15 protein-coding genes are annotated in these 12521 nt (G+C 69.5%); 5 read left to right on the top strand and 10 right to left on the bottom strand.

The window, feature by feature from the left end:
- The coding region (locus tag ABZ070_RS03995) for a PASTA domain-containing protein (protein WP_356629617.1) at positions 1-1305 on the top strand (1305 nt) is incomplete at its 5' end.
- Positions 1306-1390: 85 nt separating this feature from the next.
- On the opposite strand, the gene ABZ070_RS03990 is transcribed toward ABZ070_RS03995, so the two are convergent.
- From ABZ070_RS03990 to ABZ070_RS03965, 6 genes are all read right to left on the bottom strand, one after another.
- On the bottom strand, positions 1391-2068 hold the full coding sequence (locus ABZ070_RS03990) for a class E sortase (protein WP_356629615.1): 678 nt from the start codon (positions 2066-2068) through the stop codon (positions 1391-1393).
- Positions 2069-2095: 27 nt separating this feature from the next.
- On the bottom strand, positions 2096-3334 hold the full coding sequence (locus tag ABZ070_RS03985; protein WP_356629623.1) for a class E sortase: 1239 nt from the start codon (positions 3332-3334) through the stop codon (positions 2096-2098).
- Between the two features lie 110 nt (positions 3335-3444).
- Entirely contained in the window at positions 3445-4083 is a 639-nt protein-coding gene (locus tag ABZ070_RS03980; RefSeq protein ID WP_356629613.1) for an aminodeoxychorismate/anthranilate synthase component II, read from the bottom strand.
- Positions 4080-4268 carry a hypothetical protein gene (locus ABZ070_RS03975; protein WP_356629627.1) on the bottom strand — a complete coding sequence of 63 codons (189 nt, stop codon included), beginning with the start codon at positions 4266-4268 and terminating at the stop codon, positions 4080-4082. Before ABZ070_RS03975 ends, ABZ070_RS03980 begins: the two co-directional genes overlap by 4 nt.
- Before the next feature lie 41 nt (positions 4269-4309).
- On the bottom strand, positions 4310-5032 hold the full coding sequence (locus ABZ070_RS03970; protein ID WP_356629611.1) for a class E sortase: 723 nt from the start codon (positions 5030-5032) through the stop codon (positions 4310-4312).
- A gap of 27 nt (positions 5033-5059) precedes the next feature.
- Positions 5060-5827 (bottom strand): DUF881 domain-containing protein, encoded by a 768-nt coding sequence (locus tag ABZ070_RS03965; RefSeq protein WP_356629609.1) that lies wholly within the window; start codon positions 5825-5827, stop codon positions 5060-5062.
- Between the two features lie 140 nt (positions 5828-5967).
- Between ABZ070_RS03965 and crgA the strand changes: the two genes are divergently transcribed.
- On the top strand, positions 5968-6225 hold the full coding sequence (gene crgA / locus ABZ070_RS03960; protein WP_356629607.1) for a cell division protein CrgA: 258 nt from the start codon (positions 5968-5970) through the stop codon (positions 6223-6225).
- A 269-nt stretch (positions 6226-6494) separates the two neighbouring features.
- On the opposite strand, the gene ABZ070_RS03955 is transcribed toward crgA, so the two are convergent.
- Positions 6495-7397 carry a rhomboid family intramembrane serine protease gene (locus ABZ070_RS03955; RefSeq protein ID WP_356629605.1) on the bottom strand — a complete coding sequence of 301 codons (903 nt, stop codon included), beginning with the start codon at positions 7395-7397 and terminating at the stop codon, positions 6495-6497.
- A 157-nt stretch (positions 7398-7554) separates the two neighbouring features.
- Positions 7555-8088: a peptidylprolyl isomerase gene (locus ABZ070_RS03950; RefSeq protein ID WP_356629603.1), complete on the bottom strand. Its 534-nt coding sequence runs from the start codon at positions 8086-8088 to the stop codon at positions 7555-7557.
- Positions 8089-8363: 275 nt separating this feature from the next.
- Between ABZ070_RS03950 and ABZ070_RS03945 the strand changes: the two genes are divergently transcribed.
- Positions 8364-9038 (top strand): DUF5324 family protein, encoded by a 675-nt coding sequence (locus ABZ070_RS03945; protein WP_356629601.1) that lies wholly within the window; start codon positions 8364-8366, stop codon positions 9036-9038.
- A gap of 55 nt (positions 9039-9093) precedes the next feature.
- On the opposite strand, the gene ABZ070_RS03940 is transcribed toward ABZ070_RS03945, so the two are convergent.
- Positions 9094-9963: a DUF6344 domain-containing protein gene (locus ABZ070_RS03940; RefSeq protein WP_356629599.1), complete on the bottom strand. Its 870-nt coding sequence runs from the start codon at positions 9961-9963 to the stop codon at positions 9094-9096.
- Positions 9964-10430: 467 nt separating this feature from the next.
- On the opposite strand from ABZ070_RS03940, the gene ABZ070_RS03935 reads away from it, so the two are divergent.
- Positions 10431-11432 carry a helix-turn-helix transcriptional regulator gene (locus ABZ070_RS03935; protein WP_356629597.1) on the top strand — a complete coding sequence of 334 codons (1002 nt, stop codon included), beginning with the start codon at positions 10431-10433 and terminating at the stop codon, positions 11430-11432.
- Positions 11433-11573: 141 nt separating this feature from the next.
- On the opposite strand, the gene ABZ070_RS03930 is transcribed toward ABZ070_RS03935, so the two are convergent.
- The gene (locus tag ABZ070_RS03930) at positions 11574-11858 is read right to left on the bottom strand and encodes a hypothetical protein (protein ID WP_356629595.1); all 285 of its coding nucleotides are present in this window, start codon (positions 11856-11858) and stop codon (positions 11574-11576) included.
- A 206-nt stretch (positions 11859-12064) separates the two neighbouring features.
- Here ABZ070_RS03930 and ABZ070_RS03925 point away from each other — a divergent pair, with 206 nt between their 5' ends.
- Entirely contained in the window at positions 12065-12505 is a 441-nt protein-coding gene (locus tag ABZ070_RS03925) for a hypothetical protein (protein ID WP_356629593.1), read from the top strand.
- The last annotated feature ends 16 nt before the right edge of the window (positions 12506-12521 follow it).

Here is a 12521-nt window from a genome sequence, read left to right as displayed (position 1 = left end):
CGGCACCGGCGAGCCGAGCCGCCCAGCAACTTCGACCCCGAGATCACGCCCGAGATGGACGCGATCGTGTTGAAGGCCCTGGTCAAGGACCCCGACTACCGCTACCAGTCCGCCGACGAGATGCGCGCGGACATCGAGGCGTGCCTCGACGGTCAGCCGGTCGCCGCCACGGCGGCGATGGGCGCGGCCGGCTACGGCGGCTACGGCCCGGACGACCAGCCCACGACGGCGCTGCGCCAGGCGGACCCGGCCGGCCAGACGTCGATGCTGCCGCCGATAAACCCGGACGACGGGGGCTACGGCGGTTACGACGACCGCCGGGACCGTCGTCGCCAGAAGAAGTCCAACACCTCGACCATCCTGCTCGTGCTCGCGGGCGCCCTGGTGCTGATCGGCGCGGTGCTGATCGGCAAGTCGCTCTTCGGCCCGAACGAGGGCGGCAACGACGTGTCGGTGCCGAAGCTGGTCGGCATGACCTTCAAGGAGGCCGAGAGAGCCGCCGAGAGCGCCCGCGTCAAGGTCACACAGTCCGGCACGGAGCGCTGCGACCAGCCCAAGGGCAGGATCTGCAACCAGAGCCCGGAGAGCGGAAAGATGGCGGAGGGCGAGACCGTCACGGTCGTGGTCTCCGAGGGCGCTCCCAAGGTCAAGGTCCCCGATGTCGTGGACAAGGACGTGGACCAGGCGACCGAGATCCTCGAGGACGAGAAGTTCAAGGTCGAGACCGAGGAGATCGAGTCCACCGAGGAGCCCGGCACGGTCCTGGAGCAGGACCCCGCGGGCCGCAGCCTGGCCGAGGCCGGCACCACGGTCACGCTGACCGTCGCCAAGCAGGCCAAGCAGGACGTGCCCCCGGTGGTCGGCCAGCAGTTCGACGCCGCGAAGGCTCAGCTGGAGGCGGTCGGATTCCAGGTCGCCCGCCAGGACGTCGACTCGGACAGGCCCGCGAACGAGGTCACGGAGCAGAGCCAGACCGGCAAGGCCGCCAAGGGCAGCACGATCACCCTGAAGGTCTCCAAGGGCCCGCAGCAGACGCAGGTCCCGGTTCCGGAGTTCCGCACGAAGACGGTCGCGGAGGCCAAGCAGATCCTGGCGCAGGCCGGTTTCACCACGATCCAGTTCGCCCCGGGCAGCTCCCAGGACGACACCGCGATCGTCACCGGCTCCAACCCGGCGCCCGGCACCCCGGTCGACCCCGCCACCACCACGATCGTCCTCCAGACGATCGGCGGCACCGGCAACAACGGCGGTAACGGGAACGGCGGCGCAGACGGCGGCATCTTCGGCGGCCGGGACGGCGACTGACACCACCCCGACCCGCACGGCACAGCGATGAGCCCCGGCACCTTGGGAAGGTGCCGGGGCTCACTGCTTCAGCGAGGGATGCAGGTCAAAGCAGCTCAGCCGGCGGCGTGCGCTTCGTGTCGACCTTCTCCGTGCGCTCCAGCTCGCCCCACACGATGTACCGGTAGTCCGACGTGTAGATGGGCGTGCAGGTCGTCAGGGTGATGTAGCGCCCGGGCTTCTTCTTCCCCGACTCCTTCGGGACCGGCTGCAGGACGTTCACGTTGAACTTCGAGGTCTGTGGCAGCGTCTTGTAGACCTTGTAGACGTACCAGGTGTCCTTCGTCTCGAAGACGATCGGGTCGCCGTCCTTGATCTTGTGGATGTTGTGGAACTTGGCCCCGTGCCCGTCCCGGTGCGCGGCGAGGGTGAAGTTGCCCTTGTCGTCGGAGGGCAGCGCCGACTTGATCGGTTCGGTGTAGTACCCGGCGATGCCGTCGTTGAGCTCCTTGGTGTCGGTGCCTTTCTTCACCAGGATCTCGCCGTCACCCATCGCGGGTACGTGGAGGAAGCCGATGCCGTCCTTGGTGTCCAGATCGCCGGGGCCGTTGTTCGCCCAGTCGTTGCGGATCCGGTCGCCCTGCTCGGAGGCTTCGCGGTCGGCGAGAACGTTGGTCCACCACAGCGAGTAGACGACGAAGAGCCCCAGCACCACGCCCGCGGTGATCAGCAGCTCTCCGAAGACACTGATGGCGCCGGCGATCCGGCTTCGTGCACGTGCCACTGCACCTGTTCCCTGTCTTGAAGTGTCTCAGCCGACGAGTGCGTCGGGTTTGCCCTTGCTGCGCGGCCGTTCCTCGACCATCTTGCCCCACACGATCATTCGATAGGTACTGGTGAATTCGGGGGTGCACGTCGTCAATGTGATGTAGCGGCCGGGCTCCTTGAACCCCGACTGCGGGGGCACGGGACCGATCACGCTCACGTTCGACGGCGGGGTCTGCGGAAGGATGCTCGCCATCTCGTACGTGTAGTAGGTGTCCTGCGTCTCGACGACGATCGGATCTCCCCGTTCGAGGCGGTTGATGTACCGGAACGGTTCGCCGTGGGTGTTGCGGTGGCCGGCGACCGCGAAGTTGCCCTGCTTGTCCTCCGGCATCGCCGTCTTGAGCTTTCCCTCGCCGTAGTGGCCGACCATGCCCCGGTCGAGGACGCTCTGCTTGTCGATGCCCTCGGCGATCGGCACAACGACGTCCAGCTTGGGGATGTACATGATGGCGAAACCCTGCCCGGGCTCGAACGCGTCGGGCTTGCGGCCCTTCGCCCAGTCGTCCTGGATCTGGTTCGCCGCCTTGTCCGCCTGCTGGCCCGCCAGCACGTTCGTCCACCACAGCTGGTAGGTGACGAACAACAGCATCAACACGCCGAAGGTGATGAAGAGTTCGCCGATGGCCCGGCTGGCGATGACCGCCGGGCTGTCCTTGGCCGCGCGCGCGGCACGGCGTGCCTCGACGCGGGACAGCGGCCTTGCCGGTTCGGCGGGCACCGACGCGGCGCCTGCCGCCGGAGCGCGTCTGCGGCCACCACCCCGCCCCTTGGCGGCCTTGCGGCGCTCCGCCCGGCCGGGGCCGGGAGGTGTCTCCACGGCGCGGCGCGTGTCGGACGTGCGCAGGGCCACCGTCTCGTCGTGGGGCACATCACGCGTGTCGGGCACCTCGCCCGGCTCGGGCGCCTCGGGCACGACGACGGGGTCCGGCACCGGCCCGCGCAGCTGCTCCGGTGCGGGCTCCGGTGCCTGCGCGGGCACGGGTGCGGGCGGGGGCGTGTACGTCTCCCGCCCGTACCAGTCGTGCTGTTGGCCCTCCGAGCCGCTCAACGGGCCGCTCAAGGGGCCGTTCAAAGGGTCGCCGAGCGGGTCGCCGAGCGGGTCGCTCGTCGGATACTGCTGCGGGTCGGCCCACCCCTGGGGCTGCGCCTCCTCGGCAGCCGCGACGTTCGTCGCCCGGAACCACGGCGAGCCGTGCTCGCCGGGCGGGAGGGGGTCCGTCAACGGGTCGTACGCAGGCTCGTACGCCTGCTCGCTCTCCCCCTGTGGCCCGTATCCGTACCGGCGTTCGTGCTCGTATTCCTGCTCGTGCTCGTGCCCGGGGCGCACGGCGCTCACGCCAGAGCCTTGCCCACCACTGGTGCGAGCCCCGCCGAACGCCCGACCGCCCCGGTGTCGCCGCACTGCTCGAGCCAGTTGGCGAGCATCCGATGCCCGTGTTCGGTGAGAACCGACTCGGGGTGGAACTGCACGCCCTCGACCGGCAGTTCACGGTGGCGCAGCCCCATGATGATGCCGTCCGCCGTACGTGCCGTCACTTCCAGCTCCGCGGGGAACCGCGCCGGCTCCGCCGCGAGTGAGTGGTAGCGCGTCGCGATGAAGGGCGACGGCAGGCCGGCGAAGACGCCTCGGCCCTCGTGCGTGACGGGCGAGGTCTTGCCGTGGAGCAGCTCCGGCGCGCGGTCGACCACGCCGCCGTACGCGACGGCCATCGACTGCATCCCCAGGCACACCCCGAAGACAGGCACGCCGGTTGACGCGCAGTGCCGCACCATCTCGATGCACACACCGGCCTCTTCGGGCGCGCCGGGCCCCGGGGACAGCAGCACGCCGTCGAAGCCGTCCTGTGCGTGCTCCAGGGCGACTTCGTCGTTGCGCACGACCTCGCACTCGGCGCCGAGCTGGTACAGGTACTGGACGAGGTTGAAGACGAAGCTGTCGTAGTTGTCGACGACAAGAATGCGCGCACTCACCGTTCCGCCCCCTCACCGTCGACCGTGACATCGCCGAACGGCAGCAGTGGCTCCGCCCACGGGAAGACGTACTGGAACAGCACGTAGACGACCGCCAGGACGAGAACGAGCGAGATCACCGCCCGCACCCACACGTTGCCCGGCAGATGCCGCCAGATCCAGCCGTACATGCTGTCCCTTTCCATTCGGTACGGCACCAGACTAAAGGGCCGCAGGGGCGCGTGGGTCAGCTGTGCAAAGCCGGTGGTTTGCCGTCGGTCACAGGCTGCGTCGCATCGAGGTGGGCCCAGACGACGAGCCGGTGGCTGCTGCCCCACTCGGGCTCGCAGGTGGTCAGCGTGAGATAGCGCCCCGGCTCGTCGAATGCGGTCGCGTCCCCGTCCAGCGGCCTGGGCACGGCGTCGATGACGCCGACATCGCCCGGGACGGTCCGGTGCGGCTTCCGCTCGATGCGGTACGTGAACCAGGTCGTCCCGTCCGTCAGAACCACCGCGTCACCGGCGCGCAGCTCGGGGAAGTCCTTGAACGGGTCCCCGTACGTGCGCCGGTGTCCCGCGACCGCGAAGTTTCCCGTGGCGCCGAGCGCGGCGGTGGAGGCGTAGTGCCCGAGCCCCTTCTTCAGCACGCCCGTGCCGGTGCCCTGAAGCACGGGCCAGTCCCAGCCCGTGCCGAACCTGGGGATGTACATGACCGCGAACGGCTCTCCCGGCTCGTACGCCGCCGGGGCGGGGGTCGTCGTGCGCCCGGGTGCGGGCGTCGTCCCGGGCGCCGCCTCGGGGCCTGTCGTGGGTGCGTGCGCCGACCAGTCGGCCCGCAGCCGCTCGATCTCGCGGCCGGTGGAGTCCTCGGCCTGGACCCCGGTCCAGAAGAGCAGGTGGACGACGAACAGCACGATCAGGGTCCCGACGGTGATGCACAGTTCGCTGAAGGTCCGGACGACCACACGCACCGACCTCGACACCGGCTCCCCCAAGCTCTACCCGACGGGCTTCGCGTAGTGGAGATCCACTGTGCCCGAGTAGCCGGGGAGAGTCACCGCCTCGTTCTCGTCGACTTTCCAGCCGAGGCCGTACGCCTCGACGTACAGCTGGTAGTTCTGCACGGCGGGTGACCGGGCGAGCGCCTTGGCGAGCGCCTCCTGGTCACCGACGGCGGTGATCTTGTAGGGCGGGGAGTAGACCCGGCCCTGCAGGATCAGGGTGTTGCCCACGCAGCGCACGGCGCTGGTGGAGATCAGCCGCTGGTCCATCACGCGGATGCCCTTGGCACCGCCCTGCCACAGCGCGTTGACGACGGCCTGCAGGTCCTGTTGGTGGATGACCAGGTCGTTGGCCTGCGGCTCTGGGTAGCCGGGCGCCGCCCTGGCGTCGGGCGGGGCGTCGTTGAGGGTGACGGTCAGCGCCGAGCCTTTGAGCGGCTCGGTGCCCGCGGACTTCTCGAGCGCCTTCAGCTTCGCGTCCTCGGCCTGTGTGGAGTCGTCGTCGCGCTGCGCGAGCGCGTCCACGTCCCGGCGTACGGCGGCGGTGGACTGCTCGAGGTCACCGTTCTTGTCGCTGCGCTGCTTGATCAGGTCGGAGAGCTTGAGCAGGGAGGCGTCGGTGCGCAGGTCCGTACCCTTGGCAGTATTGAAGCTGGTCACGAAGATCAGGCCCGCCAGGGCGAAAACGGCAGCCGTGAGCAGCCGGACCGGTCGCCACGCGAAGCGGCGAACGGGCCCTTGGGGGGTGTCGGCAGAATTGCTCAACGTACCCTTATCTCCTTCGACGCCGCGGAAGCACTACGCTAACGGACGCCCGGGGGCGGCAGTGGTCCCCCTGGCTCCATCCCCGGCGCCAGCCACAGTTCCCTGCGCGGTCACGCAGCGCATCGACAGGAGAGTCCCTCGTGCCGAAGTCACGTATCCGCAAGAAGGCCGACTTCACGCCACCCCCGGCTGCAAAGCAGGCGGCGAACATAAAGCTCACCAACCGCAGCTGGGTCGCTCCGGTGATGCTCGCGCTGTTCCTGATCGGTCTCGCCTGGATCGTCCTCTTCTATGTGACCGAGGGCGAACTTCCGATCAAGAGCTTCGGCAACTGGAACATCGTCGCCGGCTTCGGTTTCATCGCCGCGGGCTTCGGCGTCTCCACCCAGTGGAAGTAGCTGCTTCGCAGCCGGTCCACCGGGCCGTACCCCGAGTTGTCCACACGGTTTTCCACAGGCCGGGGAAAAGGTCAGACGATCTGTGGATAACTCTCGGGCCGTTGACGCCGATGTGACTGCGTCGGCCATGCCGGTGAAGCGATGCGCCCCTTGTCACTCCTGGGAAACCCAGGTCAGCGACAAGGGGCACGCTTGTTCCACACGGGATGCACAAGATCCGGCACACGCTGTGGACAACTCTGGGGAAAGCTCGTCTCCGCTCCCGCGGCTCACGTCAGGGACACGGTCCTGATCACCAACATGACGGCGACGAGCAGCACGACCAGGGCGCAGGACGCGAACTGCACGACGTTCCGCCGCTTGCCCTGCGGCGCGTGGACCATTCCGTAGGCGATCACCGCTCCGGCGATCAGACCGCCGATGTGCGCCTGCCAGGCGATGCCCTCCCACCAGAAGGTCATGACGAGGTTGATCGCCAGCAGCACGAGGATCGGGCGCAGGTCGTAGCGCATACGGCGCATCAGGACGACGGTCGCGCCGAGCAGGCCGTAGATGGCGCCGGACGCGCCCAGCGAGCCCTGGTTGGGCGCGGCGATCAGGTAGGTCAGCGCACCGCCGGCGAGCCCGGAGATCAGATACAAGGCCAGATAACGCACCCGCCCCAGCGCCTGCTCCAGCGGCCCTCCGAGCCACCACAGCAGCAGCATGTTGAAGAAGATGTGCCAGACCGCCTCGTGCAGGAACATCGACGTGACCAGGCGGTACCACTCGCCCTCGGCCGCCACGCCCACCAGCTCGCCCAGGTCGCGGTCGAAGGCGCCCGCGATGAGCGTCAGCCGGCCCAGGAGCTGGTCCCCGAGCGCCAGGACGGCCAGGAAGACGGCCAGATTGATCCCGATGAGGATCTTCGTCACCAGGTGCGGGTCCGCGGCGACGGTCCCGCCCGCGATCGTCCGCGGCCGGCTCGCATTCGGACGGTGGCCCGTGCCGGAACCGGTCCGTACGCACTCCGGGCACTGGAACCCGACCGATGCGTCGACCATGCACTCCGTGCAGATCGGCCGGTCGCAGCGGGTGCAGCTGATGCCCGTCTCACGGCCCGGATGCCGGTAGCAGCCGGGCAGGCCGTGGGCGTTCTGCGGCTCCTGTGGGCTGCCTGGCGCCTGGTCCATGAGGTCACCTCACCAATCTGGGGTCGCAACATCGCCCCGCCCATCCTTACGGACGGACGGGGCGAAAAGGTTCCCCTCGGCCGATCCTGCGGGGAGCGAGCCCCCGGTCAGGCCTGCGGCGGATCGCGGATCGGCCCCCGCGGTCAACCGGAGCGGCTCAGCCCTCGCGCGTCTCCACGACGACGGCCTCGATCACGACCTCGTCGAGCGGGCGGTCGGTGCGCGGGTTGGTCTGGGTGCCGGCGATCGCGTCCACGACCTTCTTGCCGGCCTCGTTCGAGACCTCGCCGAAAATGGTGTGCTTGCGCGTGAGCCACGCGGTCGGCGACACGGTGACGAAGAACTGCGATCCGTTGGTGCCCGGTCCGGCGTTGGCCATGGCCAGCAGGTACGGCTTGTCGAACGCCAGGTCCGGGTGGAACTCGTCCTCGAACTCGTAGCCCGGGCCGCCCGTGCCGTTGCCCAGGGGGTCCCCGCCCTGGATCATGAAGCCGCTGATCACGCGGTGGAAGACCGTGCCGTCGTACAACCTGTCCGTGGACTTCTTGCCGGTCGCCGGGTGGGTCCACTCCCGCTCGCCCTGAGCGAGCTCGACGAAGTTCTTGACCGTCTTGGGCGCATGGTTCGGCAGAAGCCGGATCTCGATGTCGCCTCGGTTGGTCTTCAGGGTGGCGTAAAGCTGCTCGGCCACGATCTGCCTTCCGTAAGTCTTCTCTGACGTTTCCCGATCCTCGCACGGAAGAGTCGGCTACGGAGAAAGGCAGTCTGTCACCGCCGCCCGGGCGCATGGTGAGCGGAACAGTGGCATCGTCGTCCACAAGCTCCCGACATGACCCGGATGCCCGCCCCACATGCCGAGGCGGCTTTCAACGGGCATGATTTCGAACCGGGTGGATAGGCGGAACAGTGCCCCAACAGGGGACGAACTCCCATCACCCTCAGTACGCCACCGAGGAGGAGGATCCCGTGACCCGCATGGACAGCGTGCGCGCCGCGACCGGTACGGCGAAGGACAGCGTGCTGCACGCCGCGGACGTGGTGGCGCCTTACGCCGGCACGGCCAAGGACCAGGCCGCGCATTATGCGCACGAGGCCCGCGTACGGCTCGCGCCGAAGGTCTCGCAGGCCGCTACCGCGGCCCGTGTTCAGTACGGCAGCCATGTCGCGCCCCACGTGCCGCCGAAAGTCGATGTGGCCGCGCGCCGCGCCGCGGTGCAGGCCAGGAGGGCCGCCCGCCAGGCGGCCGACTACACAGTCCCGCGCGTCGAGCACGCGATGGCCGCTGCCAAGCCCGTGGGGGAAGAGGCTGCGGCTCGTTCAGCCGCTGCTCTGGCCGCTCTGCGCGGTCAGGTGACGGCCAAGGAGATTCGCAAGCTGGTGAGAAAGCACGAGCGGCGGTCCAAGGCCGGCCGTCTCGCCAAGGGCCTCGCGGTCCTGGGCGTACTCGCCGGTGGTGCTTTCGCCGCATGGAAGTGGTGGGACAAGCAGGCCAACCCCGACTGGCTGGTGGAACCGCCCGCTGCCACGGAGGTTTCCGACCGTGCCCCGCTGTCGTCCGTCGACGGCAGCAAGCAGACCGGGCTGGACCCCGAGGTGGAGGCGAAGCAGAACGAGGCTGCGGACCGCGACGACCGTCCCTGACGGTCTTGCGTCCTTCGGACTTCGGGCGCCGGGAGTGCAGAACGCTCCCGGCGCCTCATGCTGCGAGGAGTGCGGCGTGCGGGCCCTGCTCGTCGTCGGCGGGGGAGCCGGACGTGGCGTCGCTTCGAGAGCCGTCGGAGGAAGCGGACGGGACAGCAGAAACACCGGACGAAGAACCGGCCGAGGCGTCGGAGACGGCGATCCAGGCGACGGACGAGGTGACGGGCTCGGTGACGGGCTCGGCGGCGGGCACAGTGACGAGCGCAGTGACGGGCTCGGCGGCGGGCTCGGCGGCGGGCACAGTGACGAGCGCAGTGACGGGCTCGGTGACGGACGAGACCGTGGGCGACGAACCGGCCTGCGCCGAACCGCTGGTGGGGGTGCCGGCCTGAGCGTCCGCCGGGGAACCGGCACTGGTCGGAACGCCGGTCGGGGAGCCGTGCGGTGCGTCGTTCCGGGTGACGCCGTCGGATACGGCCGTGGACTCCGCGGCGGGGGCCGCAGGGCCGGAGCCGGCTGAGGCCTGGACGGTCGCAGAGGCGGGGAAGGCCGGGCCGGCCGGAGCTGAGGCGGCGGCGACGCCGTTCGCGTATGCGGCGATTTCGGCCGCCGTCGCATCAAGAGCGGGCTTGTGCCGGACGGCCGGTGACGAACCGTGCGCCTCGGCGCTGATGCGCTGCTTCATCGTGGGTGGCAGGGCCCGGGCGCGGGCCGTCGGTGCCCATCGGGTACCCGGTCGCCTCGTCTGCGCCGGGACGGTCGGGCGAGCGCCCTGCTGACGAGCGGCGTTGGCCGGCTCGTCGGACGCCTGGACCTCGGGCTGAGTCGCGGCAGCGGCGGCGGTGGTGAACCCCACCGAGGCAAGCAGAGCGAAGAACGCGGTGATGAACGCGGTCCACAGATTTTTGACCTTGAAGGCGGCCATGACCCCTCACTTTCGGGTTGAGCGCTTTACATACCTTCCTCATGATGTGTACGCATTTCGAGAAGTGGGGGAGCGACGCCGCCGCTGCGCAGTTCTTCTGATGAACACCACCCGGATGGGCCAACCCCCGGCCCCAAAGCCCCGAGTTGCGCATACGCCCTCCCGCGTCCAGCGCCCGTTCCTGCTCCTCCTCCAGCGGCGAATACGCAGGTCAAGGCCGCTGGAAGGGGGGCCCGCCCCGGACGTCGCCGCCGTGTCGCACCCGCGCGCCGACGCACTGCGCCCGGCCTGAACCCCCGTGACGGCGCAGCGCAGGGGAGGAGTCGAGGCGAAGGCGCCCGATTCGACAGCGCCCGCTCACACAGTTACAGGGGGCCGTGTGCGTACTTTGCTATCCCATTACGATCAGCTCCGTCGCCGTGTGCGCCGATGACCAGGCACACCGGCAGAAAACCGGGGAGCGAGATTTGACCGTCAACGAACTGTCCGTCCTGGGGATCTCCGCACTGGAGGAGTCGATCTACCGGCACTTCCTGCGCAACCCCGGAACTTCCGCGGACGAGATCCACCTTCTCTTCCACACCTCGGTCGAGTCCGCGGCCACGGCCATGGAACGGCTGCGCGAACTGCGGTTGCTGAGGGCCGCGGAGGAAGAGGGCGGGCCGGTTCTGTCGCCGGCGGATCCGGCGACCGCCGTCGACCAACTGACCGATCTGCGACTGCGCGAACTGCACCAGCAGCTGCAAGCCGTCACCCAGGCACGCCACTTGACTGCGTCGCTCTGTGCCGAGCAGGGGCTGGACACGCTCCCTGCGCAGAGCGTGGAGCGGATGGAGAGCATCCCCCAGATCCGCAACCGCCTCGACGACCTCGCCTTCTTCGCCCGCGAGGAGGTGCTGTCCGTCGATCCGTACACCGCGCTGACCGCCGACAGCATCGCGCACTCGCGCCCGCTGGATCTGCGGTGTCTGCGCCGGGGGCTGCGCATCAGGAACATCGTCATCAAGGAAGCCCTCAACGACCCTCCGACCCTCGCCTATTTGCGGGAGATCGCCGCGCATGGTGCCGAGATCCGGGTGACCGAGGAGGTGACCGAGCGCATCATCGTCTTCGACCGGCGCACGGCGCTCGTCCCCCTGGACCCCTCCGACACGGCACGGGGTGCGCTGATGGCCCGGGAGACCGGGCTCGTCGCCAACATCCTTGCGCTGTTCGAGAAGATCTGGGACCAGTCCGTGCCCCTGGACGAACTCACCGAACCGACCGACGCCACCAGCGGCGGTCTCTCCGAAACGGAGCGGCAGGTGCTGGAGTCCATGTGCCGGGTCGAGAAGGACGAGGTCGGCGCGCGGGAGCTGAAGATCTCCGTGCGGACGTACCGGCGCCATATCGCCGACCTGCTCCGCATCCTTGGGGCCGGCAGCCGTGCTCAGGCCGCACTGCTGGCCAGGGAGCGTGGCTGGGTCTGAGGGATGGACCGGCATGGACCGGCCCGGCCGGGGCCGTCATCCGGCAGGCCGGTCGGCGCGGGTTTCACCCGGCAGGCCGGTGGGACGGGATAGCGGGTGCCGAGTGGCGGGTGGCGGGGCCGCCCGCCCTTGGGCCCGGCGTCAGGGGGGCCCGATGCTCCAGCCGGCCAGGGCGCTGTCCATCACCACCTGCTCGAGGCGCTCCCGCAGCTCACCCGGCGAGCCGGGGACCGAGGCACGGGGGATGCCCAGCTTGATCTCGTCGTTGCCGACCACCGATACGCACTCCCAGTCGGGAGGCAGCAACCCGATCAACCGGATCGCGGTGGTCTGCCCCGGGGCGGCGTGTCCGGTGGTCCGCACCACCGTGAACCACAGGTGTTCAGCCGTGTCCGGCGGGGCTTCGGTCAGCCCGTCGTCTGTCATGGATTCCTCCCGGTAAAGCTCGCATGAGCCGTCGTCTCCCCCGTCGTCCGTGTCCCCCCGCCCGTGCGTGGGGGATTCACGATGAGCCTGGCACCCCGGGAAGCCGCAGGTCGGCTCCACCGCTGGCAGCATGCTGCAGCGGCGGGCCATCATCCTGCAGCCTTTGCGGCTGTCTGCCGGGTGTCGGCCCAACTAGCTTTCTGTGCATGGCAAACGAATCAGTGCACCCCCCACACGGCACCGGTGAAGGCCGCCCGGGCGCTTCCTCGCGCAGGAGCCCCGGCTGGTACTACCCCGGGCTCGGCGCGTCGCTCGCCGTCGCCTTCGTCTGCATCGACATCGGCGGCAGCCTCGTGCCCGCCGGGCCGATCGTCGGAGCCGTGCTCGCCCCCTCCCTGCTGACCTGGGCGGCGTCCCGAAGCAAGGGCACCGCCTCCACGACGGCCCTCTCCGCGAACGGTTCGCGCAACCTCTTCGGCCTGTATCTCGTCCTCCTGGGCCTGGTCACGGCCGTAGGCCTCGGCCTCGGCCTGGGCACCGACCTCACCGGCGCGGCGAGCGCGGCAGGTCTGGTCGCTCTTGTGCTGACCGTGGTCCTGGGCCGGCAGGCGGACCGCGCCGTCACACGTCCCCCCGCTCACTCCTGACTCCACGATTTCCGCT

It is taken from the genome of Streptomyces sp. NPDC006283, assembly GCF_040613325.1.
In the GTDB taxonomy this organism is placed as follows: Bacteria; Actinomycetota; Actinomycetes; order Streptomycetales; family Streptomycetaceae; genus Streptomyces.
Note: the sequence above shows the minus strand (reverse complement) of the source record. Positions and strands in the feature narration are given on the sequence as shown.

Excerpts from the sequence above, each read along its gene's own strand:
- ABZ070_RS03975 (WP_356629627.1), bottom strand. The coding sequence starts at position 4,268 with ATGGAAAGGGACAGCATGTACGGCTGGATCTGGCGGCATCTGCCGGGC.
- ABZ070_RS03955 (WP_356629605.1), bottom strand. The coding sequence starts at position 7,397 with ATGGACCAGGCGCCAGGCAGCCCACAGGAGCCGCAGAACGCCCACGGC.
- ABZ070_RS03940 (WP_356629599.1), bottom strand. The coding sequence starts at position 9,963 with ATGGCCGCCTTCAAGGTCAAAAATCTGTGGACCGCGTTCATCACCGCG.
- ABZ070_RS03930 (WP_356629595.1), bottom strand. The coding sequence starts at position 11,858 with ATGACAGACGACGGGCTGACCGAAGCCCCGCCGGACACGGCTGAACAC.
- ABZ070_RS03925 (WP_356629593.1), top strand. The coding sequence starts at position 12,065 with ATGGCAAACGAATCAGTGCACCCCCCACACGGCACCGGTGAAGGCCGC.